Here is a 21,739-nt window from a genome sequence, read left to right as displayed (position 1 = left end):
AGATAGAAAGGGATTTCAGATGATTATTCGACACGCTCGAACGGATGATTGGGCTGATGTTGTTCGTATCGAACAAGATAATTTTTCGCCTGAAGAAGCTGCTACACCAGAGGCCATTGCAGAGCGTTTAGAGACGATTTGCGACACCTTCCTAATTGCTGAAATTGATGGCGCTGTAGCTGGTTATATCGAAGGACCTGTGATTTCGGAACGTTATCTTACAGATGACTTGTTCCACAAGGTAACTATTAACGCTAGTCAAGGAGGCTATATTGCAGTGACTAGTTTATCTATCTCCAAAGACTTTAAAGGGCAAGGTGTTGGAACAGCCTTGATTGCAGCTCTTAAAGACCTGGCTGTTGCTCAAAAACGTCAAGGAATTAGCTTGACTTGTCATGATTACCTGATTAGCTATTATGAGATGAATGGTTTCATTGACGAAGGAGAATCCGAATCAAATCATGGCGGTAGCTCTTGGTATAATATGGTCTGGGAGAATCCAGAAAGCTAGTAATGCCAGTGTTACGTTACTGTGACAAAGGACCAATTGATTTGCATTAACTGACTTTTTAAGATATAATGGCGTTTGTTACTATAGAGGAGGTATGCCTTGACGGACAAGTATAATGAACACTCGGAATCTGCTGAAGATAGCCTGAGCTTTAAAAATCAGATTCTTCGAGATTTACAAGAAGCGACACGGCTCCGTTCTCTTCGTGAGGAGGAGCATAATAAAAGTGCAACTATGCCCGAGACACCACTTTCAACGTCAGCTGATAGCCATGCAATAGATGCTGGATCAGCGTCAAATAAAGTAAGTAACCAAAATTTGAGTTCTCATTCTGTTTCTCATAGTGCTATAGCTAAAACTATGACTTCTGAGACAGCCCGAGATTTTCAAGATAGTATTGGCTTGTCTTCTGATTCTCAAGCTGAGTCTTTAGCGTCTGATGTCCATTCAAACGTAACATCAAGCTCTAAAGAGCAAGTTAACAATGAACAAGTTGATGAGGAGAAAAATTTAAATATCCCTCAGGAGACTGAAACGTCGAAACGTCGTTTTAAACGTCCAGTTTGGGAAACTAGTCTTAACGCAGCATCAGAGGAAGAATATATTCCTGCAGATGTTGCTAAGGAGCTCATTGAAGCTAAGGCTAAAGAAGCTATCTACACGGATCCTAAAGAATTGGTGGCCAAGATGACATCAGAACGTCAAAAAGAAGCATTTTTGCAAGAACATCATACAGCAAGTAATCACTCTGAACCAGAAAAGGTTCAGTCAGACCTAGTAACTAACGACAATGAGGGTGATGAGAGCATTGCTTTAGCAGTCTCTGAAAAAGCTGATAAAAAGAAACGTAAGAAAGTGAAGAAGAAAAAGTCTTCTCCAAAAGATGTTGAACAGGACGAAATCATCGACGAAGAGCCGATTTCACGCTCCAACCGAAAGCAAAAACGCAATAAAAATAATCGTCGTGCAGGACGAATTGCAAGAAACATCATTGTCTTCTTGATTCTTATCTTGTCATTAGCTGGATTCTTTGGTTATCGATATGTTAGTGATGCAGTTGGTGCAAAAGATGTCAATTCGACTAAGTTTATTAGTGTTGAAATTCCTGAAAATTCAGGTAGCAGTTACATCGGTCAGTTGTTGGAATCAGCTGGTGTCATTAAATCTGGTAAAGTCTTTAATTACTATACCAAGTTTAAGAACATTTCGAATCTAAAAAGTGGTTACTATAACCTTCAGGCTAGTATGACTATGGATGAAATTATTGAGGCCCTTCAGAAAAAAGGAAGTGATAAGCCTCAGGAACCATCTCTAGGTACAGTCTTGGTTAAAGAAGGGTACACCATTGAGCAAATCGCCAAGGCGGTTGAAGTTAATTCATCAGCTAAAAAAGGTAAAAATTCATCTACTGGACTTAAGGCAAAAGACTTCTTGAAACTTATGAAGGATGATGCTTTCATTACTAAGATGAAAGCGAAGTACCCAACCTTGTTGGCAAACCTTCCGAATTCTACAGATGCTAAGTATGTCCTAGAGGGTTATCTGTTCCCAGCGACTTATAACGTTCATGACGATACGACGGTGGAATCTTTGGCGGAGGAAATGCTCTCTACGATGGACACCTACCTATCACCATACTATGCAACAATTTCATCAAGTAACTATAATGTTAATGAGATCTTGACTCTAGCTTCTCTTGTTGAAAAAGAGGGAGCAACTGATGATGATCGTAAAAACATTGCTAGCGTTTTCTATAATCGTCTTGATTCAGATATGGCCTTGCAAAGTAATATCGCAGTTCTTTATGCTCTTGGAAAACTTGGTCAAGAAACGACCTTGAAAGAAGATGCAACGATTGATACGAATATTGACTCCCCTTATAATGTTTATGTTCATAAAGGACTGATGCCTGGTCCTGTGGACAGTCCGAGTCTGTCGGCAATAGAAGCGGTTATCAATCCATCTTCTACCAAGTACATGTACTTTGTGGCGGACGTAACAACTGGTGAAGTCTATTTTGCTGAAAGCTATGAAGAGCACCAGCATAATGTTGAAACTTATATTAATAGCAAACTAAAAGATAAATAGCCTGATTGGTTAATTAAAATTCAGCGACTGACTACTGAGTTTGATTTTAAAACAACTAGCTAAAAAAATAGGAAAGAGAAAAAAATGGCAGAAAAAACATATGTAATGACCCTAGCGGAAAAAGAACAACTTGAAGCAGAATTGGAGGAGTACAAACTCGTACGTCGTCCAGAAGTTGTAGAACGCATCAAGATTGCCCGTTCTTATGGTGACCTATCAGAAAACTCTGAGTATGAGGCAGCTAAAGATGAGCAAGCCTTTGTTGAGGGTCAAATTCAAATTCTTGAAACAAAGATTCGTTACGCAGAAATCGTTGATAGTGATGCTGTTGCTAATGACGAGGTTGCGATTGGTAAAACAGTTGTTGTGCAAGAAGTTGGTACAAGCGACAAAGATACTTACCATATCGTTGGTGCAGCCGGTGCTGACATTTTCTCAGGTAAAATTTCAAATGAAAGCCCAATTGCTCAAGCCTTGATTGGTAAGAAAGTTGGTGACAAAGTAGCTATCGAATCACCAGCAGGTAGCTACTCTGTTGAAATCCTTAGTGTAGAAAAAACAGCCTAAGTAAATGCTAGGACAAAAGTGTCCAGTATTTGAATAAACATCGAAATAACTACATGATGTAGGAGTTGTTTGATCCTTATGGGAGTGAGGCAGAACATTTGTTCTGTCTTACTCCTTTTTTGTTACCAGCGAAATTAGGAGCTAGGATAGTTTGAATTTATCTATAAGAAAAACACTCTTGGAAAAAACTTCAAGAGTGTTTTGTAGTTTATTTTCGATTTTGCTTACCAGCGTTACGGTTTTTCTTTGGTTTACTTGTAATTGCTTGAGTATTTTTTGGAGTAACATCTTTACGCTTGCTCGGTGTTGTACGAGGTGCTTTTGGAGGGTTCTTTTTGAACTCTTCAGCAACTTTTTCTTTCAAGCGAGGTTTGATGATATAGTTAGTAATCAACTGCTGGATAATAGAGAAGATACCACCAACTAACCAGTAAAGGATTACGGCTGCAGGTGAGCTGATACCAAAGAAAATCATCATGATTGGCATGCTGTACATAGTCGCTGCCATTTGCTTACGTTGCTCCTCAGGAACTTGTTGAATAGACAACCAAGATTGGAAATAGTAAAGAGCAGCAATAATGATAATCAGTGGGAAGTCACGATGACCGAGGTTAAACCAGAGGAAGTTATCCTTGAGTACCCCAGGAGTGTAACGTGCTGCATAGTAAAGCGCTGAGAAGAATGGGAACTGAATCAATAGAGGAAGACAGCCAACACCACCCATCAAGCTAAGACCGTTTTCACGTTGGGCTTGCATGAGTTCAGACTGAGCAGCCATTTTTTCTTCTTGAGTTTCAGCCTTACGCAAACGTTCGTTGATTGGTTCCAAGATAGGAGCAAGGTACTCACGTTTTGCTGATTGGTAGGCTGCACTACGAGATTGGTGAAGACCAAGTGGCAAGATAATCAAACGAACAATGATAGTTACGAAGATAATACCTAGACCAAATCCAAGACCAAGATTATTTGCGAAGTAGGTGATGATGTGGCTCATAGGACGACCAATTAGGTTCCAGACCCAACCAGTAGGATTACCAGACTTATCAAGGCTCACACATCCTGATAGAAAGATAAGCATGCTGGCAGCAAGCCCCATAAGGGCTAGACGTTTTTGATTTTTATTCACAATATCATTCCTTTTGTTTTTTAGTTATACTTGTCTATTTTACCTTTTTTTAAGGAAGAGAACAAGCTAAAAATGGAGACAACATCTTAATTAGCCATGCGAAAATCACTGTAATTTGAAAAGTTTGTCATGGTTACATCAACATAGGTTACATTAGACCATTTTGAAGGCCCTTTTCGCACTTCTTGGATAAACTTAGCTAACTTAGCAGGGTTATCTGATTGTGCTAGAATTTCAACAGTTCCATCATCGTTATTCCAGACTCGACCGTAAATGTCTCCAATTTCGAGTGCTAAAGCATAGGTTGAATAACGAAAACCAACACCTTGGACTCTTCCTGAGACTACTAATCTTACTTTTTGCATGGTCCATGACCTCCTTTTGAAAGCTCTTTCTATTAGTATAATCCTTGCTATAAAGTCGGTCAAGTCCAAGATTTATCAAGGAATTTCTGCTATAATGAGTTTATGGAAATCATTCAATCAAAGCAAAATGCTAGTATCAAGACTGCTAAAAAATTGTTGCAAGGCAAGCACCGTAAAACCAGTTATCTTTTAGAAGGATGGCATCTTTTTGAGGAAGCAAAGGCAAGTGGTGTGGATATTCTTCAAATTTTTGTGCTTGAGGAGATGGCTGACCGTGTAGCTAATATGTCTAAGGTTAAGTTGGTTAGTCCAGAGGTGCTGAAGGAGCTCTGTGAAACTCAGACGCCTCAAGGGATTGTTGCAGAAGTGGCTAAACAAGCTCAATCTTTGCCAGACTCTCTTTCAGGGAAGTATCTGCTCTTGGAGGATGTTCAGGATCCTGGTAATGTTGGGACAATGATTCGAACAGCGGATGCTGCAGGTTATGATGGGGTCTTTTTATCAGACAAATCCGCTGATATTTATAATCAGAAGACCTTACGTTCTATGCAGGGAAGTCATTTTCATCTGCCAATCTACCGTGGACCGATTCTTGAGATGGTTGAAACTTGTAAAAAACAAGATTTACCAGTCTTGGCAACGACTCTCTCAGAGGATTCCGTTGACTATAAAGCAGTTAAGACAGACGGTAATTTTGCCCTAGTGATGGGAAATGAAGGTCAAGGAATCAGTAAGGAAATGGCTAAGTCCGCTGATCAACTGGTACATATTAACATGCCGGGCCAGGCAGAGAGTCTCAATGTTGCTGTTGCTGCAGGGATTCTCATGTTTAGTCTTTAGGTCCTAAGGATGATTTTATTGGAAAACATTCGCCTTTTAAAATAAATTTAAGTTCTAGTGGTATAATGAAGAAACATTAGAGACATTAATGAGGTATTATTATGAAGCGACCAGAAGATGATAAAGAATTCATGGAAGTTGTTGGACATTTGATTTCACACCCACGTTTTCAAAAATTAGATGGGATTGTCCAACACCATCATTCGACACGTTTGGAACACTCGGTTAATGTTAGTTACACCAGCTACAAGATTGCTAAAAAATTTGGTTGGGATGCTAAGAGCACTGCTCGAGGTGGTCTCTTGCATGACTTTTTCTATTATGATTGGCGAGTAACCAAATTTAATAAGAGTCATGCTTGGGTGCACCCACGGATTGCTGTTCGTAATGCCAGAAAGCTTGTTAATTTAAACAAAAAAGAAGAGGATATCATCCTCAAACATATGTGGGGAGCAACTATTGCACCGCCAAAGTATAAGGAATCTTATATCGTTACCATGGTGGATAAGTACTGGGCTGTTAAAGAAGCAGCGACGCCTTTACGAAATCGCATTAAAAATCGTAAGTTTTTCCGTCGTAAGACTCTACAAAGTCACCACCATTAATTTATTAAACTTAGGAGATATCTATGGAATCAAATGCAATTTATACAACTAGTGATGCAGGATTAAATCGCTTTTTCGGGAAGATTTATGGCCTTGTTGGTATTGGAGTAGGGCTTTCAGCAGTCATTTCTTATCTGATGTTATTCCCTCTCTCTCATGTTTTTGTCAACATTCTCATGAATTATTCTTGGGTCTATATGGCAGCACTCTTTTTGGAGCTTGGCTTGGTCTTATTGGCTAGTGGTGCTGCACGAAGAAATACACCTGCGGCTCTACCTTTATTCTTAGTTTATTCCGTTCTGAATGGTTTTACACTTAGTTTTATCATCGCTCAATATACGCAAGCTATTGTTTTCCAAGCTTTCCTAAGTACTGCCATTGTTTTCTTTGTCATGGCACTTATCGGAGTTTCTATTAAGCGTGACTTGTCAGGGATGGCCAAATTCCTTATGGCTGCCTTGATTGGAATTATTGTGGCTAGCTTGGTTAATATCTTCTTTGCAAGTAGCACAATGAGTTTTGTGATTAGTATTGTATCAGTTCTCATTTTCTCTGGTCTAATTGCTTATGACAATCAGTTAATTAAAAAAATTTATTATAGTACTAATGGTCAAGTCACAGATGGATGGGCAGTTTCTATGGCGCTCAGTCTCTACTTGAATTTTATTAACTTGTTCTTGAATATCTTGCGAATCTTTGCCAGACGTAATTAGTAAAAAAGAATCAGCTACCTGGCTGATTCTTTTTGTGTTTAATAGTTTTTTGTAATTGTCCCTTGTTGACCTGTATAGGCGTAGAAGAGTGGATAGTAATCCCATTTTCCGACATAGCTATCTTTGTCTGGAAAGGCCCACTTATCGTCTTTCTTAGTGAGTTCAACTGAGTAATCATTAAAGATATTTGTTCCGTCTGTCTTTGGTGCTGATGGACTTACTTCTTTGATTGAATTGGGTAAGTAAGTTTCCATGTAGTATTGTCGGGTCAATTGGTCGACATTTCCGGCGTTAGCACCATTGCTTTGTAGATAGTTTTTAAGATCGTCAGTAAGACTTGGATGGTTAGCAATATAGGCATCGTCTGCAGCTTTCATACTGATAGTTGACATATCAACGTTAAACTCCGCCTTATCTTTAGTAACGATAACGTTGTCAACAGTGTAACTACCACGTTCACGGTTAGCAGTTTGAACCCATCCGAAAACTTTTGGAACTTCATCTCCAGTTGGTTTGATATTATCAGTTTCATTATAGCTGTATTGAAGACTATCTGAGAAATATTGGCTAAGTTCACCCTTAGCCTTATCTAAGTCGTTAGAAACAAATTTACTGTAGTCTTTACTTTCTCCACCTAGAAGAACTGCGTTGAAATAAGCATCAACAGCCTTTTTAACATTGGTAGTTGTTTGACCATCGAAATCTTTTAGACTAGTAGAAACAGTTTGACCCTCTGTCTTTTCATCTTTTGATTCAAAATAGAGTTTATAGTTTTCGTCGTTGTTAACTTCGAAAAAGAGGGAGACAGTCTCGTAGTCATCAGCTTCAACTTTTCCAAAGTCATCTGTAGCATCTTCTACGTTCTTATTTTTATTGAAGAGAGTAGGTAGGTCATCTTTCTCAATCTTGCTTGCTGTGACTTTTTTACCATCTTCATCTTTGAGGTAGAATTGTTTAGCAGACATTTTTAGCTCATTTTCCATATCTTCAGAAGTATTCTCAAGTTTGAATGAGACTTCAACCAAGGTTTGATCATCTTTAAGTTTGAGGTCGCTTCCAGACATATAGACAATGTCGTTAACAGAAAGCTTAGCATCGAGTTTTGGCTTGGCACATGCTGACAATGTAAAGGCGGCTACTAGAGCAAGCGCCCCAGAATAAAGATATTTTTTCATAAATAATCCCCCATTATTTTATTAAGGTTATACGTCTATTGTATCATGAAATATCCCTTGAGATTATTAGAAATTTGGGTTTCAAGCCTTTTCTTATGCTATAATAAGATTACTATTGTAAAAATATGGAGAATAAAATGACAAAAACACCCTTTATTACGGCTGACAAACTCAATCAAATCACTGCAGAATTTCCAACACCTTTCCACCTTTACGATGAAAAAGGTATTCGTGAAACAGCGCGTGCAGTTAATGCAGCCTTTTCATGGAATCCAGGTTTTAAAGAATTCTTTGCTGTAAAGGCAACACCTAATCCAGCAATCCTCAAAATCTTGAAGGAAGAAGGCTGCGGTGTAGATTGTGCGACTGATACAGAGCTTGTCATGAGTAACAAAATTGGCTTTGATAGCTCTGCCATTAGTTTTACGTCTAATGATACACGTGCAGAAGAATTTGTTTACGCGCGTGATATTAATGCGACAATTAACCTTGATGCTTACGAAGATATCTTCTTCTTGGAGGAGGTTGCAGGGCTTCCTGAAACCCTTTCTTTACGCTTTAACCCAGGTGGTGTCTTCTCACTTGGTACAGATATTATGGATCATCCAGAAGAATCTAAATTTGGGATGACTAAGGAGCAACTTTTCAAAGGTTATGCCTACCTTAAAGAAAAAGGGGTGAAATCATTCGGTCTGCATGCCTTCTTGGCGTCAAATACAGTAACGAATGAGTACTATCCAACCTTGGCTGCTCAACTGTTTGAATTGGCTGTAGAAATTAAGAATGAGCTTGGTGTCAACCTTGACTTTATCAACTTATCAGGTGGTGTTGGAGTAGACTACACGCCAGCGAACAAGCAAAACGATATTGCTGCTATCGGTGAAGGTGTTCATGCTAAATTTGATGAAATCCTTGTTCCAAATGATCTTGGGCACATCAGTATTTACACTGAACTTGGTCGTTTCATGACAGCGCCACACGGACTCGTTGTTACTAAGGTTCTCCATATTAAGGATACTTATCGACGTTATGTTGGTGTTGATGCTTCTGCAGTTAACTTGCTTCGTCCAGCAATGTATGATGCCTACCATCATATTACTAATATGACTAATCCAAATGGTGATATTCAAGTGGTTGATGTCACAGGTTCGCTTTGTGAAAACAATGATAAGTTTGCTAAGAACCGTGAATTGCCTGAGGCTCGTATTGGAGATACCTTGGTTATCCATGATACAGGTGCCCATGGTTTTTCAATGGGTTACAACTATAATGGTCGTCTTCGTTCTGCAGAGATCCTCTATCAAGAAGATGGAACAGCACGAATGATTCGTCGTGCAGAGACTATGAATGATTATTTTGCGACACTGGACGGTTTTGATTTTGAAATTTAATAAAAAAATAGGCTAGGCCCAGGAGGTCTAGCTTATTTTACTTTAATGATAACCGCTTCAAGAATTATATTGGCCATCTCTTCTGGAGATTCAATACAGCCTTCTTTGAGCCAGAGTGTCAAAATGGTAACAATGGTACTAACGTAAACTTCCAAAGAATACTTGGCTGGAATATGATAGCTACTTTCCATAAGTTCTGTGACATTTTCGATATCAGAGTTAAGGATGGTCTCGATAATGAACTCACGAATTAATCCATTGATATTTGGAATGTGTGTCATTAATGTGAGACAGAGCTTATGATTTTCCTTAAGATATCGTAGCATCTCAGTTAGAACACCTTCTTGATAGGTCATGTCCTCTTGCAGAATACTTGAAATTTTATCTAAAATTTTAGAGAAGGTGGTTTCAACCAAGTCCTCTTTATTTGAATAGTAGTAGTAGAAAGTTGGTCTGCTGAGATTTGCCTTCTTGATGATGTCTGTGATGCTGATTTGTTCGAGTGAACTCTCTTCTAAGAGTTCAATAAATGCATTGACAATTTTTCGTTCGGAAATAGTTGCTTCCTTTAGCATAAATAACTCCCTTTATATAAACATAATAATTTCACAACTTATATAATAACCTATTTTTTTTCTAGAAATCTTACAAGTCTTTTACAGTTGTAAATAAAAGAAACTGAAAGTCTCATTTTATCAGTATTTTAGAGAAATAATTTTTTTTGAGGACTCGTTAAGAAACTAACGTCTCATTTGTCAGTAAGGCCCATTTTTGCTATAATATAAGGTAAATCAACGTTATAGGAGAATTAAATTTATGAACACCGTCCTTTGGATTATTCTTGTTTTTGTAGCCCTCTTGGGTGGCTTTTATGGAGGCGCATATTTTGCCCGCAAACAAATTGAGAAAGAATTAGCTGAAAATCCTCGTTTGAATGTGGACGCTGTTCGTACAATGATGTCTGCAGCAGGCCAAAAGCCTAATGAAGCCAAAGTGCGTCAAACATATAATCAGATTATCAAACAACAAAAACAAGCACTTGCAGATAGCAAGAAAAAGAAAAAATAATGGTGGGGAGCTGGGACGTGAATCTCAGCTTTTTACATATAATGTAAGGGGATAAGGAGGCAAGATGGATAATCGACCTATAGGATTTTTGGATTCTGGTGTCGGAGGCCTGACGGTAGTACGTGAGCTTAAACGTCAGTTGCCTCACGAGTCTATTGTTTATATTGGTGATTCTGCTAGGGCTCCATATGGCCCTAGACCAGCAGGACAAATCAGAGAATATACCTGGCAGTTGGTTAAGTTTCTTCTGACCAAAGATGTAAAGATGATTGTTATTGCTTGTAATACGGCGACAGCAGTGGTTTGGGAGGAAATTAAAGAGGCTTTGGATATTCCAGTACTAGGTGTGGTTTTGCCTGGTTCTAGTGCTGCCATTAAGTCTAGTCAGTCTGGCCATATTGGTGTCATTGGTACTCCTATGACAATTGCGTCTAATATCTATGAGCAAAAAATTAAGCGTCTGGCACCACAAATGAATGTCTTGAGTTTGTCTTGTCCCCGTTTTGCCCCAATTGTTGAATCCAATGAAATTAATTCCAGTGTGGCTAAAAAGATTGTCTATGAAAGTATGGCTCCTTTAGTTGATAGGGTAGATACCTTGGTTTTGGGTTGCACCCATTACCCACTTTTACGCTCGATTATTCAGAATGTTATGGGGCCAAGTGTCAAGTTGATTGATAGCGGAGCTGAAACTGTTCGTGATGTCTCTGTCTTGCTCAATTACTTTGAGATTAATCGTAGTCGTGAGGTCGAAGACAAGACGGAAGAATACTACACCACAGCTAGTGTACTTGGTTTTAAAGAAATTGCTGAACAGTGGCTGGGTGAGGAAGTTACTGTCCAACATGTAGATTTGGACAAGGAGTTAGAAAATGACTAAATCAATTTTTGAATATAAGGATAATCAAGACTGGTACTTGGCTAGTTTTGGAAGCTATAATCACTTGACATGTTTTGGTGGTGATGAGGCCTATGAACAATATGTTGACTTTTTTCAAGGCTTGACTAATGCCTTGGCTGTTAGTGGCTTTCAGTTACACGTTGTTAAACACTCTTCGGACCTTCGCCTAATATCTTTTATCTTGGATTGTTTGAAAGAGGAGCTTGGTCGAGACTTGGTTGTTACGCAACATCAAGGGGCCTTGCTTGTAAGTGAAGGGGATAAGCTTCTCTATGTCCACGTACCTAGAGAAGGTATCACCTTGGAGGATTTCTTTGGTTCTGACAATAAATCAGACTTTGGTGATGTTTTGTTGATTGCGACACGCAATGAAGGAAAAACTAAGGAGTTTCGAAAACTATTTGGAAAGCTTGGTATTAAGGTAGAAAATCTTAATGATTATCCAGATCTTCCTGAGGTTGCTGAAACTGGTATGACCTTTGAAGAAAATGCACGCTTGAAGGCGGAAACTATTTCGGAATTAACAGGTAAGATGGTTCTTTCAGATGATTCAGGCTTGCAGGTAGATGTTCTTGGAGGTTTGCCAGGTGTGTGGTCTGCTCGTTTTGCGGGTCCAGAAGCTACCGATGCTGAAAATAATGCTAAGTTACTGCATGAACTTGCCATGGTACTTGATGATAGCAAACGCTCTGCCCAGTTCCATACAACCTTAGTTGTTGCAGCACCTGGACGCGATAGTTTGGTTGTTGATGCAGACTGGAAAGGCTATATTGGCCGAGAACCTAAAGGTGATAATGGCTTTGGTTATGATCCCCTTTTCTTAGTTGGCAATACGGGTAGGACAGCAGCAGAGCTTTCTGCAGAGGAGAAGAATGAACAATCTCATCGTGGACAAGCTGTTAAGAAGCTTATGGAGGTATTCCCAGCATGGCAGAACAAACAATAATCGTAATGAGCGACTCCCATGGAGATCGTGATATTGTAGTAGACATAAAAAAACGTTATCAAGGGAAGGTAGATGCCATTTTCCATAATGGAGATTCTGAGTTAGAATCAAGCGATCCTGTTTGGGAAGGTATCCATGTGGTTCGTGGTAACTGTGACTATGATTCAGGTTATCCAGAACGTTTGGTTGTGAAACTTGGTGATGTGATTATTGCGCAAACGCACGGTCATCTCTTTGGGATTAATTTCACCTGGGACAAGTTAGATCTTTGGGCGCAACAAGAGGATGCTGATATCTGTCTATATGGGCATTTACATGCGGCAGCAGCTTGGCGAAATGGTAAGACAGTGTATATCAACCCAGGTTCTGTTTCACAGCCACGTGGCCCTATCCATGAGAAACTCTATGCTAAGGTGATTATAAACGATGCAAAGATTTGTGTGGAATATTACACACGTGATCATGAACTTTATTCAGAACTTACACAGGAATTTGAACGATGATTGCTAAAGAATTTGAAGATTTTTTGTTGGCTCATTTAGATAACTATTTGATTCCATCAGACCAAGTTACTATTTTTATTGATAGCCATAACGCTGATCATGTGGTTTTGCTTTTGACAAGCAATGGTTATTCACGTGTTCCCGTTTTGACTAAGGACAAGCATTATCTTGGGACGGTATCTTTGGCGGATATCAAGCGTTACCAAGATGAACATAACTTGCAAGAGTGGGAGATGGTTAATCGCGATATCAGACCGATGACATCAGATGTTGTGGCAACAGTGAAAGATGATGCTGATCTGAATGAGGTGATGCATAAGCTGGTTGATAATCCTTTCCTTGCAGTAGTTGACAGCCAAGGTATTTTTAAAGGGATTATTACGCGAAAATCAATTCTCAAGGCAGTTAATAGCCTCTTACATGACTTTACACATGACTATATCATCATTCCAAAAACAACTGATAACTCAGATTACTGATTTTCTAGCTAGGAAGACCATTTCTGATAGCTCGAAACAAGCTTATGCTTATGATCTTAAGCAGTTTGTAACCTCTCTTTCAGGACCAATAGATCAAACCAGTCTCAAGCTTTATGAAAACCAACTCAAGGAGTGGAAGCCTTCTGTGCAAAAACGTAAGCGCTCGGCGGTTAATCAGTTTCTGCTTTACCTTTATCAGAAGGGTGAATTAGAGGAGTTTTTTAAACTGTCAGAGACTGCACCACTCCCTTCACAGGAAGAAGAGTTAGAAAGCTTAGATTTGTCGTCGCTCTATGAGGGACAAGAAGGGTCCGGTAAACTGGCTTGTCTGTTTATTCTAGAGTTAGGACTCTTACCTTCAGAAATCTTGGAGCTGAAATGGGAAGATATCGACTTAGATTTTGGTGTTGTAACCGTGGCTAAGGGAAGTACTAAACGTGTTCTCAGACTGGATGGAGCTTTGAAACAGCTCTTATTTGAGATTAGAAATGACAATAGTCAGGGATTGATTTTGAGTAAGGCTTTTACCCGTCAGTGGCTGTATAAGCAAATTCAGTCTTATGTTGGTGGATGCGGCTTATCGGGGGTAACTGCCCAAGTCTTGCGCCAGCAATTTATTCTTAGACAGATTGAAAAGGGAACGGGCGCCTTTGAACTTGCTCGTTTACTTGGGCTAAAAAGTCCAGTGACCTTGGAGAAATACTATAAAACCTAATGGATATTAAGTTAAAAGATTTTGAGGGGCCACTGGATTTGTTGCTCCATCTGGTTTCTAAGTATGAGGTAGACATTTACGATGTTCCCATTGTTGAGGTCATCGAGCAATACTTGGCTTATTTGGCGACCTTGCAGGCCATGAAGCTAGAGGTTGCTGGGGAATATATGCTTATGGCTAGCCAGCTCATGCTGATTAAGAGTCGAAAATTATTGCCGACAGTTGTAGAGGCTGAGCCTGAAGCGGATGATCCAGAACTAGAGCTCTTGAGTCAACTGGAAGAATATGCACGCTTCAAAGCAGCTAGTCAAGAGTTGGCTAAGCAGCATGAAGTGCGAGCTCAGTATTTTTCAAAACCAAAAGTAGAGTTAGTTTATGAAGATGTGACGCTGAATCAGGATAAGACGATTCAAGATATTTTCTTGGCTTTTTCAAAAATTATGGCTGAAAAGCAAGAAGAAATTCGTCGAAGCCACACGACTATTGCACGTGATGATTATAAGATTGAAGACATGATGTTAGTCATTGAGGAAGCCTTTAGTGCGAAAAATGAATTGCTTTTAGATGAGCTTTTTGCAGACGCTAAGGATATGAATCAAGTGATTACACTCTTTTTAGCAACTCTTGAATTGATTAAGGTACATCGAATTTCGGTACAGCAAGAAACAATTTTTGGAACAATCACTCTAAGAAAGGAATGGACGAATGAGTAGTCACTTAGCACGATTAGAGGCCCTACTTTTTGTGGCTGGTGAAGATGGTCTTAGTCTAAGGACTATGGCACAGCTCTTGGAAATGCCAGTGACGGGACTAACTCAGTCCTTGGAAAAATTGCAAGCCAAGTATGAGGCAGATGAGGACACAGCTCTTTGTTTATTGGAATCATCAAACACCTATAAGCTCGTGACTAAGCCTGATTTTGCAAGTCTTCTGCGTGACTATTCCAAAACGCCAATCAACCAAAGTCTATCCCGAGCGAGTCTCGAGGTACTTTCTATAGTTGCTTATAAACAGCCCATTACTCGCGCTGAGGTTGATGACATTCGAGGTGTCAATTCCAGCGGCGCTATTGCCAAGCTTCAGACTTTCGATCTCATTAGAGAAGCTGGTAAGAAGGATGCTGTGGGTCGTCCCAACCTATATGCGACAACTGATTATTTCTTAGATTATATGGGAATTAACAGTTTAGATGAACTTGTGGCCATTGATCAACTTGAACTTGAAGAGCAAGAAACGAGTCTATTTAGGGAAGATGCTCCAGAAGAGCTTGAGGACTTGGATAATTAAGAGTAAACTTTGTTGAAACGAATCATTAAAAATAAAGAAACATAGCAGAGATGCTAGGTAGAAAGGATACAGCTGAAGCTGTAGAAAAAGAATGCGAATTAATAAATATATTGCCCATGCTGGTGTGGCTAGTCGTCGTAAGGCTGAGGAATTGATTAAAGAAGGCCGTGTGACTTTAAATGGTAAGACCGTTACGGAATTGGCAACAATTGTCAAAAATGGCGACATTGTCGAGGTAAATGGAAGCCCAATTTATAATGAAGAAAAGGTATACTACCTTCTTAATAAGCCACGTGGGGTTATTTCTTCAGTATCTGATGAGAAAAATCGTAAGACGGTTATTGACCTAATGCCCCACGTTAAGGAACGTATCTATCCTGTTGGTCGTCTTGATTGGGATACGACTGGCCTTCTTATTTTAACCAATGATGGCGACTTTACCGATAAAATGATTCACCCACGTAATGAGATTGATAAGGTTTATTTGGCGCGTGTTAAAGGTATTGCGACCAAGGAAAATCTTCGTCCTTTGACTCGTGGTGTGGTACTTGATGGTAAAAAAACCCAGCCGGCCCGTTACAATATTATCAAGGTGGATCATGAAAAGAACCGATCAGTCGTCGAGTTGACGATTCATGAAGGGCGTAACCATCAGGTTAAGAAAATGTTTGAATCAGTAGGTTTGCTTGTTGATAAGTTGTCACGTACCCGTTTTGGTACCCTAGATTTGACAGGACTACGTCCGGGGGAGTCACGCCGTCTCAACAAAAAAGAAATCAGTCAGCTTCATAACGTTGCTGTTAACAAGGTTAAATGATGAAGAGGTTTCTGATTGCCTTAGTAAAGGCTTATCAGAGATGGATTTCTCCCCTATTTCCACCGTCTTGTCGTTTTCGTCCAACTTGCTCAGTCTATATGATTCAAGCAATAGAAAAACATGGTTTAAAGGGAGTTCTTATGGGAATCGCCCGTATCTTAAGATGTCATCCCCTGTCTGAGACTGGTGATGATCCAGTACCAGATTATTTTAGCCTAAAACGTAATAAAACTCCCTTGGATAATTGAATCCAAAGGAGCTTTTTTATGCTTAAATTTTTGACCATGTTTTTGGTAGGAATAGGAGCAATAAAGGATAAATTTCCAAGCGTCCAGCAATCATAGCAAATCCCATGATGAGCTTAGATAAAGGGCTAAAAATAGCAAAGCTATCACTTGTTCCTAGTAATGGTCCAATATTGTTGAAGGTTGAAGCAGCAGCACTTGTCACGACCAAAAGGCTTTGATTATCCAATGACAGAAGGGCTACTAAACCTAGCATAATAAATACATATACAGCTAAGTATTTAAGAACACTGTGTTGTGTTTCTTTATCAAGAACACTTCCATTAATGTGAAGGGAAAGTATTCTGTTAGGATAAAGACTTGCCAGGGTCTGATTACGAGCAATTTTAGCAATAATCATTGCACGGATAACCTTGAAACCACCAGCTGTAGAACCCGCTGACCCCCCGATAAACATCAGGAGAAGTAGGATATACTGAGAAAATAGTGGCCATTTGGTAATATCTGTTAGACCAAAACCAGTGGTAGTGATGATGGTTGACACTTCAAAGAATGAATATTTAAACGAATCAGCCAAGTTGTGGTAAATACTAAAAATATTGAGGACGATTAAACCTGTTGAGATTGCAACAATCGCAAAATAAGTACGTAACTCTTCATCTTGGAAGAAGGATTTGACTTTGCGAAGCAAAATATAGAAATAAAGGTTGAAGTTAACCCCAAAGAGAAGGGTACCAACTGTAACCACATAGGTAATTAAGTCACTATGATAGTGAGCGATAGAGTCATTGTAGACTGCGAAACCACCTGTACCAGCCCCTCCCATCGCAATGACAATACTATCAAAGAGCGGCATACCACAAAGCCAGAGAATAACAGCAAAAATAACAAACATGGTCAAATAGATGATGTAAAGAATTTGAGCTGTATTTTTGAGCTTGGCAACGACCTTACCAAAGACTGGACCAGGCACCTCTGCACGCATAACCTCATGGTGACCATTTTTACTGTTGTTCATGATGGCTAGTGCAAAGACCAGTACCCCCATCCCTCCAATTAGGTGGGCGAAGCTTCGCCAGAAGAGGAGAGAATGGGTCAAGACCCCAGTATCTGTGAGAATAGTAGCCCCCGTGGTTGTAAAACCTGAACTCATCTCGAAGAAGGCATCGATAACACTTGGGATTTGCCCAGCAAAAACAAATGGCAATCCCCCAAAGAAGGACCAGAGTACCCAACAGAGGGCTACAATAAGCATCCCTTCTTTTGTGTAAATGTGGTAGTTCTTAGGTTTAAAGAAAGTACCAAGCACTCCGATAAAAAGAAGAATAGCCATAGTCCCCAAAATGCTGGCAAATACCCTGGCATCTTCTTGATAAATAAGAGCCACGATGAGTGGTACAACCAGGAGTCCAGCTTCAATGAGGAGCAGTTTAGAAACGAGAAAACGGACAATAGATCGATTCATGGCAGCTTACCTCTTCAACAAGTCGTAAATGTGGGTCACGTTTTGCAAGAGAGTAACGACCACGATTTTATCACCAATTGCCAATGTATCTTCTCCACTTGGGAAGATAGCTTTTCCATTACGGATGATGGCAGCAATAAGGACACCATGAGCGAATTTAAGTTCAGAAAGTTTCTTCCCAGCGATTTTGTTGTTTTCCTTAATTTGGAATTGCAAGGTCTCAATGCGACCGTTAGCTACGTGGTGAAGTGCGTCAAGACTAGAATCTTTGGCGTTATAGCGACCACGAACAAAGTGCATAACGGTATCAACAGCAATACTCTTAGGAGTGACAATTGTTGTTGTCTCACGTGTATCGACAATCTCTAAAAGGCTGGTACGGTTGACCTTGGTAATATTTTTGTGGATACCAAGACTTTCAAGGAACATAGAGGTGATGATATTTTCCTCATCTACTCCAGTTAGAGTAGCAACAGCATCATAACTAGCTGCACTCTCTTCAAGAAGAAGGTCTTTAGCAGTACCATCACCTAAGATAACGGAAACTTCAGGGAATACTTGACTAAAGGTTTGCGCACGGTCCATTTTCTGTTCAATCAATTTGACCTTAATACGGTTGTTTTTCAAGATATTTAGTAAGTAGTAGGAGATGCGTCCAGCACCAATCAACAAAAGTTTTTTGATGCTTTTGGGTTTGATATAACTATGGAAAAGTGCCATATCAACACGTTTACCAGTTACATAAATCTTATCCCCAACTTGCATGGTAGCATTCCCGTCTGGAATGATGAGGTCACCTTGACGATCAATCGTACAAACCAAGATGTTACCGAATTTCTTACGAAATTGTTCCATTGTCATACCAGACAATTGGCTCGTTTCAGTGACCTTAAATGCCATAAGAATAACGCGCCCATTAGCAAAAGTTTCAACTGATAGGGCGTTTGGAAATTCAACTGTATTGGCAATGTAGCGAGCTGTTAAAAGTTCAGGGTTAACTACTAATGAGAATCCAAGGAAGTTTTTGTCTTTGAAATAAGCATTAGAATATTCTGGGTTACGTACTCGAACGATAGTTTCTTTGGCTCCCATTTGTTTTGCCAGAACTGCTGATATCATGTTTACTTCATCTTTATCAGTCATAGCGATAAAGACATCGCAGTTGTTAACCTCGGCTTGTTCCAAAATCTTGAAATTTGCCCCGTTTCCAGCAAAGCCCATAACATCGTAGCGTTTACTGAGGCGTTTGAGGACCTCTTCCTTTTCTTCAATTAAAATAACGTCGTGCTTCTCATCAACAAGAGAACGACAGAGAGCTGTACCGACTTTACCAGCACCTACGACAATAATACGCATGAGTTACCTCCAAATAATCACTACTATGATACTCTATTTTGGCCGAAAAATCATCCTTTTCAGCTAGCTTTATAGGTTATTCCTGTAAAAAAGGTGACGAAGGCAAAAATATTAATTTTTTCTGCTAATAGTGTTGACTTTTACAGCCAAAGTGCTAAAATATATTCAACGATTCGTTATTTTAAATCTAACCTGTCATGATTTAAGCTAATGAATGTCTACAACCATGTCGTCTGCTGAGCTTGACTCCGGGTGACATGGTATTTTTTATGTCTAGGAGAAGTCAGATGTCACGTAATCATATTGTCTTGTTTGAACCCCGTATTCCACAAAACACTGGAAATATCGCGCGTACCTGCGCAGCAACCAATAGTCCCCTCCATATCATTCGACCTATGGGATTTCCAATTGATGACAAGAAGATGAAGCGAGCAGGGCTGGACTATTGGGATAAGCTTGACATCACTTATTATGACAATTTGGCTGATTTTATGTCTAAAAATCATGCTGGTCGTTTGCATCTAGTAACGAAGTTTGCGGATATGACTTATTCAGAAGAGGTCTATGCTGATGGTGAGGATCACTATTTTATGTTTGGTCGTGAGGATACAGGTCTACCTGAGGAATTTATGCGTGAGCATCCTGAAAAAGCTATTCGTATTCCTATGAATGATGAACATGTCCGTAGTCTTAATGTTTCAAATACGGTTTGCATGATTGTCTATGAAGCTCTTCGCCAGCAACAGTTTGAGGGGTTGGAGCTGAGTCACCGTTACCAGCATGATAAATTAAAATAGATACTTCATTTTGTCTTAAAAGAATACTTATAGTTATTGATTATCAACAGATTAGAAATCCATAAACTAAAAACCTTGTCACCAAGGTTTTTTTATGTTATCCTTAAAAGGTCTTCAGGGCAGGGTGAAATTCCCGACCGGCAGTGGTTTTTCTGGCTACTGTTTCCTGACTCGTCGTTATCTTGTCTTGCTGTACCTCGAGTACAAGCTATGACTGCGATGCCTAGATTCAGAAAACAGTCTTCAAGAAAAACAAGCGTTTTAAACGATATAGGCGAAACGTGACAGTCTGCGAGCGAAAGCTGATGTGGTGCAATTCCACAACCGACAGTAAAGTCTGGATGGGAGAAGACGAAGTGGAGGCTTTTTGCCTGCTCTTCTATGCTTCTTCAATTTTCAAAAATTGGAGGAACCTTTATGACAAACACACGCAAGATGACGATTATCGCCATCCTCTCGGCAGTATCCTTTCTGCTCATGTATTTGAAATTTCCGCTGATTCCGACGGCAAGTTTCTTGGAAGTGGATTTTTCTCTCGTACCAATTTTATTTGGTCTGCTGATTTTAGATATGAAGTCTAGCTTTGCCATCCTTTTGGTACGAACTTTTCTCAAGCTGATTTTAAATAATCAGGGGCCATCGACAATTATTGGCTTACCAATGAATGTTGCAGCTATGTCAGTCTTCATTTTAGCAGTAGCTTATTTCTGGAAAAATGATCAGACGATAAAAAATTATTTAAAAACGGCAACTGTTGCGACAATTGGTTCTACAGTAGTGATGTTAATTTTAAACTATGTGTATGCAGTGCCTGTCTATGCAGCCTTTGCAAATTTTGATATTAAAGAAATCTTGGGTTTGACTAACTATCTTTTGATGATGGTACTTCCTTTTAATCTTTTACAAGGGATAGTACTTTCAGCAATATTTTATATCTGTTACAAGGCAGCCCAACCTATTTTAAAGAAAGTTTAACCTTTACAAGGTAAACTATATTGTATGAAGAATAAACAAATCTATTTACGAAACGCATCTTTTTTTGCTTTAGCCTTTGTGATATTGGGCTATATAGTAAAATTTTATCCTAGTACCCTAGCTGGTTTTGACTCTACTATCCAGTCAGTCATTCGTGGAAACTTACCAAGTGGAGCAACGCAATTTTGGACTTCCATTACTGTTTTAGGAAATACGGTCATTATTTTAGCCATTACCTTGATTCTAGCTGCTGTTTTTTATTACTATAAAAAATGGAAGATGGAAGCCTATTTCTTACTTGCTAGTTTTGCGGCGATGGGAGTGGCATCTACAGCCCTGAAATATGTCTACCAACGCCCGCGTCCTAGTATTGAATGGTTGATTGATACCATCGGATATTCCTTTCCTAGCTGGCATACCGCATCAACGATGATGATTGCGGGCGCAGTTGTTATTATTGTTCAGCAGCGAATGAAGAAGAGCATGGCAAGACTTATTTTACAAGCTAGTCTGATTCTGATAGCTATTTTGGTGGCTATATCTCGTATCTATATTGGTGTCCACTATCCGACAGATATTGTCGGTGGTTGGTTACTGGCTATCACGCTTTTGCAGATTATGTATCCATTTTATAATCAGAAACGCTTTGAGTGGCGATTCCAAAGTAAACAGAAATAGTCACGTTGACATTGACTCCTACCTTGTAAGGTAGGAGTTTTTTAGTATTTGTTCCTTTGTTATTTTTTATTCCTAAATTGTCAAATTAAGTTAGACTTTTCAAGTAACTCAGAAAAACTTGGTATG

General features: G+C 39.4%; 26 protein-coding genes and 1 riboswitch. Of the genes, 20 read left to right on the top strand and 6 right to left on the bottom strand.

Annotation, left to right across the window (positions count from 1 at the left end; genetic code table 11):
* The first annotated feature begins 19 nt into the window (after positions 1–19).
* The 3 genes from RWZ99_RS03890 to greA all read left to right on the top strand — a co-directional run bounded on the left by RWZ99_RS03890 (position 20) and on the right by greA (position 3,166).
* Entirely contained in the window at positions 20–511 is a 492-nt protein-coding gene (locus RWZ99_RS03890) for a GNAT family N-acetyltransferase (RefSeq protein ID WP_314676565.1), read from the top strand.
* A gap of 99 nt (positions 512–610) precedes the next feature.
* The gene (mltG, locus tag RWZ99_RS03885; protein WP_314676564.1) at positions 611–2,599 is read left to right on the top strand and encodes an endolytic transglycosylase MltG; all 1,989 of its coding nucleotides are present in this window, start codon (positions 611–613) and stop codon (positions 2,597–2,599) included.
* An 84-nt stretch (positions 2,600–2,683) separates the two neighbouring features.
* Positions 2,684–3,166: a transcription elongation factor GreA gene (gene greA / locus RWZ99_RS03880; RefSeq protein WP_003095077.1), complete on the top strand. Its 483-nt coding sequence runs from the start codon at positions 2,684–2,686 to the stop codon at positions 3,164–3,166.
* Positions 3,167–3,374: 208 nt separating this feature from the next.
* Here greA and yidC read toward each other — a convergent pair whose 3' ends face one another.
* Both yidC and RWZ99_RS03870 read right to left on the bottom strand, forming a co-directional pair.
* Entirely contained in the window at positions 3,375–4,292 is a 918-nt protein-coding gene (gene yidC, locus RWZ99_RS03875; protein WP_314676562.1) for a membrane protein insertase YidC, read from the bottom strand.
* Between the two features lie 86 nt (positions 4,293–4,378).
* On the bottom strand, positions 4,379–4,657 hold the full coding sequence (locus tag RWZ99_RS03870; RefSeq protein WP_314676561.1) for an acylphosphatase: 279 nt from the start codon (positions 4,655–4,657) through the stop codon (positions 4,379–4,381).
* Positions 4,658–4,759: 102 nt separating this feature from the next.
* Between RWZ99_RS03870 and RWZ99_RS03865 the strand changes: the two genes are divergently transcribed.
* The 3 genes from RWZ99_RS03865 to RWZ99_RS03855 all read left to right on the top strand — a co-directional run bounded on the left by RWZ99_RS03865 (position 4,760) and on the right by RWZ99_RS03855 (position 6,815).
* Positions 4,760–5,497, top strand: coding sequence for an RNA methyltransferase (locus RWZ99_RS03865; RefSeq protein WP_314676559.1), 738 nt, complete (start codon positions 4,760–4,762; stop codon positions 5,495–5,497).
* 101 nt (positions 5,498–5,598) lie between these two features.
* Entirely contained in the window at positions 5,599–6,102 is a 504-nt protein-coding gene (locus tag RWZ99_RS03860) for an HD domain-containing protein (RefSeq protein WP_179968634.1), read from the top strand.
* Between the two features lie 23 nt (positions 6,103–6,125).
* Positions 6,126–6,815 carry a Bax inhibitor-1/YccA family protein gene (locus tag RWZ99_RS03855; RefSeq protein ID WP_314676557.1) on the top strand — a complete coding sequence of 230 codons (690 nt, stop codon included), beginning with the start codon at positions 6,126–6,128 and terminating at the stop codon, positions 6,813–6,815.
* 38 nt (positions 6,816–6,853) lie between these two features.
* On the opposite strand, the gene RWZ99_RS03850 is transcribed toward RWZ99_RS03855, so the two are convergent.
* On the bottom strand, positions 6,854–7,990 hold the full coding sequence (locus RWZ99_RS03850; RefSeq protein ID WP_314676556.1) for a DUF5105 domain-containing protein: 1,137 nt from the start codon (positions 7,988–7,990) through the stop codon (positions 6,854–6,856).
* Between the two features lie 137 nt (positions 7,991–8,127).
* Here RWZ99_RS03850 and RWZ99_RS03845 point away from each other — a divergent pair, with 137 nt between their 5' ends.
* A complete protein-coding gene (locus tag RWZ99_RS03845) occupies positions 8,128–9,381 on the top strand; it encodes a diaminopimelate decarboxylase (RefSeq protein WP_314676554.1) in 1,254 nt (417 codons plus the stop codon).
* A 32-nt stretch (positions 9,382–9,413) separates the two neighbouring features.
* On the opposite strand, the gene RWZ99_RS03840 is transcribed toward RWZ99_RS03845, so the two are convergent.
* A complete protein-coding gene (locus RWZ99_RS03840) occupies positions 9,414–9,956 on the bottom strand; it encodes a TetR/AcrR family transcriptional regulator (protein ID WP_314676553.1) in 543 nt (180 codons plus the stop codon).
* 241 nt (positions 9,957–10,197) lie between these two features.
* On the opposite strand from RWZ99_RS03840, the gene RWZ99_RS03835 reads away from it, so the two are divergent.
* The 10 genes from RWZ99_RS03835 to yidD all read left to right on the top strand — a co-directional run bounded on the left by RWZ99_RS03835 (position 10,198) and on the right by yidD (position 16,345).
* A complete protein-coding gene (locus RWZ99_RS03835) occupies positions 10,198–10,449 on the top strand; it encodes a YneF family protein (RefSeq protein ID WP_314676552.1) in 252 nt (83 codons plus the stop codon).
* Between the two features lie 64 nt (positions 10,450–10,513).
* Positions 10,514–11,329 carry a glutamate racemase gene (gene racE, locus RWZ99_RS03830; protein ID WP_314676551.1) on the top strand — a complete coding sequence of 272 codons (816 nt, stop codon included), beginning with the start codon at positions 10,514–10,516 and terminating at the stop codon, positions 11,327–11,329.
* Positions 11,322–12,296 (top strand): nucleoside-triphosphate diphosphatase, encoded by a 975-nt coding sequence (locus tag RWZ99_RS03825; protein ID WP_314676550.1) that lies wholly within the window; start codon positions 11,322–11,324, stop codon positions 12,294–12,296. The genes racE and RWZ99_RS03825 overlap by 8 nt, the downstream gene beginning before the upstream one ends.
* Positions 12,278–12,799, top strand: coding sequence for a metallophosphoesterase (locus tag RWZ99_RS03820; protein WP_314676548.1), 522 nt, complete (start codon positions 12,278–12,280; stop codon positions 12,797–12,799). The genes RWZ99_RS03825 and RWZ99_RS03820 overlap by 19 nt, the downstream gene beginning before the upstream one ends.
* The gene (gene cbpB / locus RWZ99_RS03815; protein ID WP_314676546.1) at positions 12,796–13,278 is read left to right on the top strand and encodes a cyclic-di-AMP-binding protein CbpB; all 483 of its coding nucleotides are present in this window, start codon (positions 12,796–12,798) and stop codon (positions 13,276–13,278) included. Before RWZ99_RS03820 ends, cbpB begins: the two co-directional genes overlap by 4 nt.
* On the top strand, positions 13,232–13,993 hold the full coding sequence (gene xerD / locus RWZ99_RS03810) for a site-specific tyrosine recombinase XerD (RefSeq protein ID WP_314676544.1): 762 nt from the start codon (positions 13,232–13,234) through the stop codon (positions 13,991–13,993). The genes cbpB and xerD overlap by 47 nt, the downstream gene beginning before the upstream one ends.
* Entirely contained in the window at positions 13,993–14,706 is a 714-nt protein-coding gene (locus RWZ99_RS03805; protein WP_314676542.1) for a segregation/condensation protein A, read from the top strand. The genes xerD and RWZ99_RS03805 overlap by 1 nt, the downstream gene beginning before the upstream one ends.
* Complete coding sequence (gene scpB, locus RWZ99_RS03800) at positions 14,699–15,280, top strand: SMC-Scp complex subunit ScpB (protein ID WP_314676541.1); 582 nt, start codon at positions 14,699–14,701, stop codon at positions 15,278–15,280. Before RWZ99_RS03805 ends, scpB begins: the two co-directional genes overlap by 8 nt.
* A gap of 91 nt (positions 15,281–15,371) precedes the next feature.
* Entirely contained in the window at positions 15,372–16,097 is a 726-nt protein-coding gene (locus RWZ99_RS03795) for a pseudouridine synthase (RefSeq protein ID WP_314676540.1), read from the top strand.
* Positions 16,097–16,345: a membrane protein insertion efficiency factor YidD gene (gene yidD, locus RWZ99_RS03790; protein ID WP_314676595.1), complete on the top strand. Its 249-nt coding sequence runs from the start codon at positions 16,097–16,099 to the stop codon at positions 16,343–16,345. Before RWZ99_RS03795 ends, yidD begins: the two co-directional genes overlap by 1 nt.
* Positions 16,346–16,367: 22 nt before the next feature.
* On the opposite strand, the gene RWZ99_RS03785 is transcribed toward yidD, so the two are convergent.
* Both RWZ99_RS03785 and trkA read right to left on the bottom strand, forming a co-directional pair.
* Entirely contained in the window at positions 16,368–17,807 is a 1,440-nt protein-coding gene (locus RWZ99_RS03785; RefSeq protein WP_314676539.1) for a TrkH family potassium uptake protein, read from the bottom strand.
* Between the two features lie 6 nt (positions 17,808–17,813).
* Positions 17,814–19,163, bottom strand: coding sequence for a Trk system potassium transporter TrkA (trkA, locus tag RWZ99_RS03780; RefSeq protein WP_314676538.1), 1,350 nt, complete (start codon positions 19,161–19,163; stop codon positions 17,814–17,816).
* 287 nt (positions 19,164–19,450) lie between these two features.
* Here trkA and RWZ99_RS03775 point away from each other — a divergent pair, with 287 nt between their 5' ends.
* From RWZ99_RS03775 to RWZ99_RS03765, 3 genes are all read left to right on the top strand, one after another.
* A complete protein-coding gene (locus RWZ99_RS03775; RefSeq protein WP_314676537.1) occupies positions 19,451–19,960 on the top strand; it encodes a tRNA (cytidine(34)-2'-O)-methyltransferase in 510 nt (169 codons plus the stop codon).
* A gap of 106 nt (positions 19,961–20,066) precedes the next feature.
* Positions 20,067–20,317, top strand: a riboswitch (FMN riboswitch).
* 60 nt (positions 20,318–20,377) lie between these two features.
* Entirely contained in the window at positions 20,378–20,935 is a 558-nt protein-coding gene (locus RWZ99_RS03770) for an ECF transporter S component (protein WP_314676535.1), read from the top strand.
* A gap of 24 nt (positions 20,936–20,959) precedes the next feature.
* On the top strand, positions 20,960–21,613 hold the full coding sequence (locus RWZ99_RS03765) for a phosphatase PAP2 family protein (protein WP_314676533.1): 654 nt from the start codon (positions 20,960–20,962) through the stop codon (positions 21,611–21,613).
* Positions 21,614–21,739: the final 126 nt, after the last annotated feature.

This window comes from uncultured Streptococcus sp. (assembly GCF_963545685.1).
GTDB lineage: Bacteria > Bacillota > Bacilli > Lactobacillales > Streptococcaceae > Streptococcus.
This window is presented reverse-complemented; position numbering and strand designations above follow the sequence as displayed.

Coding starts and splice junctions, on each gene's coding strand:
- RWZ99_RS03890 (WP_314676565.1), top strand. CDS start 20: ATGATTATTCGACACGCTCGAACGGATGATTGGGCTGATGTTGTTCGT.
- greA (WP_003095077.1), top strand. CDS start 2,684: ATGGCAGAAAAAACATATGTAATGACCCTAGCGGAAAAAGAACAACTT.
- RWZ99_RS03870 (WP_314676561.1), bottom strand. CDS start 4,657: ATGCAAAAAGTAAGATTAGTAGTCTCAGGAAGAGTCCAAGGTGTTGGT.
- RWZ99_RS03865 (WP_314676559.1), top strand. CDS start 4,760: ATGGAAATCATTCAATCAAAGCAAAATGCTAGTATCAAGACTGCTAAA.
- RWZ99_RS03860 (WP_179968634.1), top strand. CDS start 5,599: ATGAAGCGACCAGAAGATGATAAAGAATTCATGGAAGTTGTTGGACAT.
- RWZ99_RS03855 (WP_314676557.1), top strand. CDS start 6,126: ATGGAATCAAATGCAATTTATACAACTAGTGATGCAGGATTAAATCGC.
- RWZ99_RS03850 (WP_314676556.1), bottom strand. CDS start 7,990: ATGAAAAAATATCTTTATTCTGGGGCGCTTGCTCTAGTAGCCGCCTTT.
- RWZ99_RS03845 (WP_314676554.1), top strand. CDS start 8,128: ATGACAAAAACACCCTTTATTACGGCTGACAAACTCAATCAAATCACT.
- RWZ99_RS03840 (WP_314676553.1), bottom strand. CDS start 9,956: ATGCTAAAGGAAGCAACTATTTCCGAACGAAAAATTGTCAATGCATTT.
- RWZ99_RS03835 (WP_314676552.1), top strand. CDS start 10,198: ATGAACACCGTCCTTTGGATTATTCTTGTTTTTGTAGCCCTCTTGGGT.
- racE (WP_314676551.1), top strand. CDS start 10,514: ATGGATAATCGACCTATAGGATTTTTGGATTCTGGTGTCGGAGGCCTG.
- RWZ99_RS03825 (WP_314676550.1), top strand. CDS start 11,322: ATGACTAAATCAATTTTTGAATATAAGGATAATCAAGACTGGTACTTG.
- RWZ99_RS03820 (WP_314676548.1), top strand. CDS start 12,278: ATGGCAGAACAAACAATAATCGTAATGAGCGACTCCCATGGAGATCGT.
- cbpB (WP_314676546.1), top strand. CDS start 12,796: ATGATTGCTAAAGAATTTGAAGATTTTTTGTTGGCTCATTTAGATAAC.
- xerD (WP_314676544.1), top strand. CDS start 13,232: ATGACTATATCATCATTCCAAAAACAACTGATAACTCAGATTACTGAT.
- RWZ99_RS03805 (WP_314676542.1), top strand. CDS start 13,993: ATGGATATTAAGTTAAAAGATTTTGAGGGGCCACTGGATTTGTTGCTC.
- scpB (WP_314676541.1), top strand. CDS start 14,699: ATGAGTAGTCACTTAGCACGATTAGAGGCCCTACTTTTTGTGGCTGGT.
- RWZ99_RS03795 (WP_314676540.1), top strand. CDS start 15,372: ATGCGAATTAATAAATATATTGCCCATGCTGGTGTGGCTAGTCGTCGT.
- yidD (WP_314676595.1), top strand. CDS start 16,097: ATGAAGAGGTTTCTGATTGCCTTAGTAAAGGCTTATCAGAGATGGATT.
- RWZ99_RS03785 (WP_314676539.1), bottom strand. CDS start 17,807: ATGAATCGATCTATTGTCCGTTTTCTCGTTTCTAAACTGCTCCTCATT.
- trkA (WP_314676538.1), bottom strand. CDS start 19,163: ATGCGTATTATTGTCGTAGGTGCTGGTAAAGTCGGTACAGCTCTCTGT.
- RWZ99_RS03775 (WP_314676537.1), top strand. CDS start 19,451: ATGTCACGTAATCATATTGTCTTGTTTGAACCCCGTATTCCACAAAAC.
- RWZ99_RS03770 (WP_314676535.1), top strand. CDS start 20,378: ATGACAAACACACGCAAGATGACGATTATCGCCATCCTCTCGGCAGTA.
- RWZ99_RS03765 (WP_314676533.1), top strand. CDS start 20,960: ATGAAGAATAAACAAATCTATTTACGAAACGCATCTTTTTTTGCTTTA.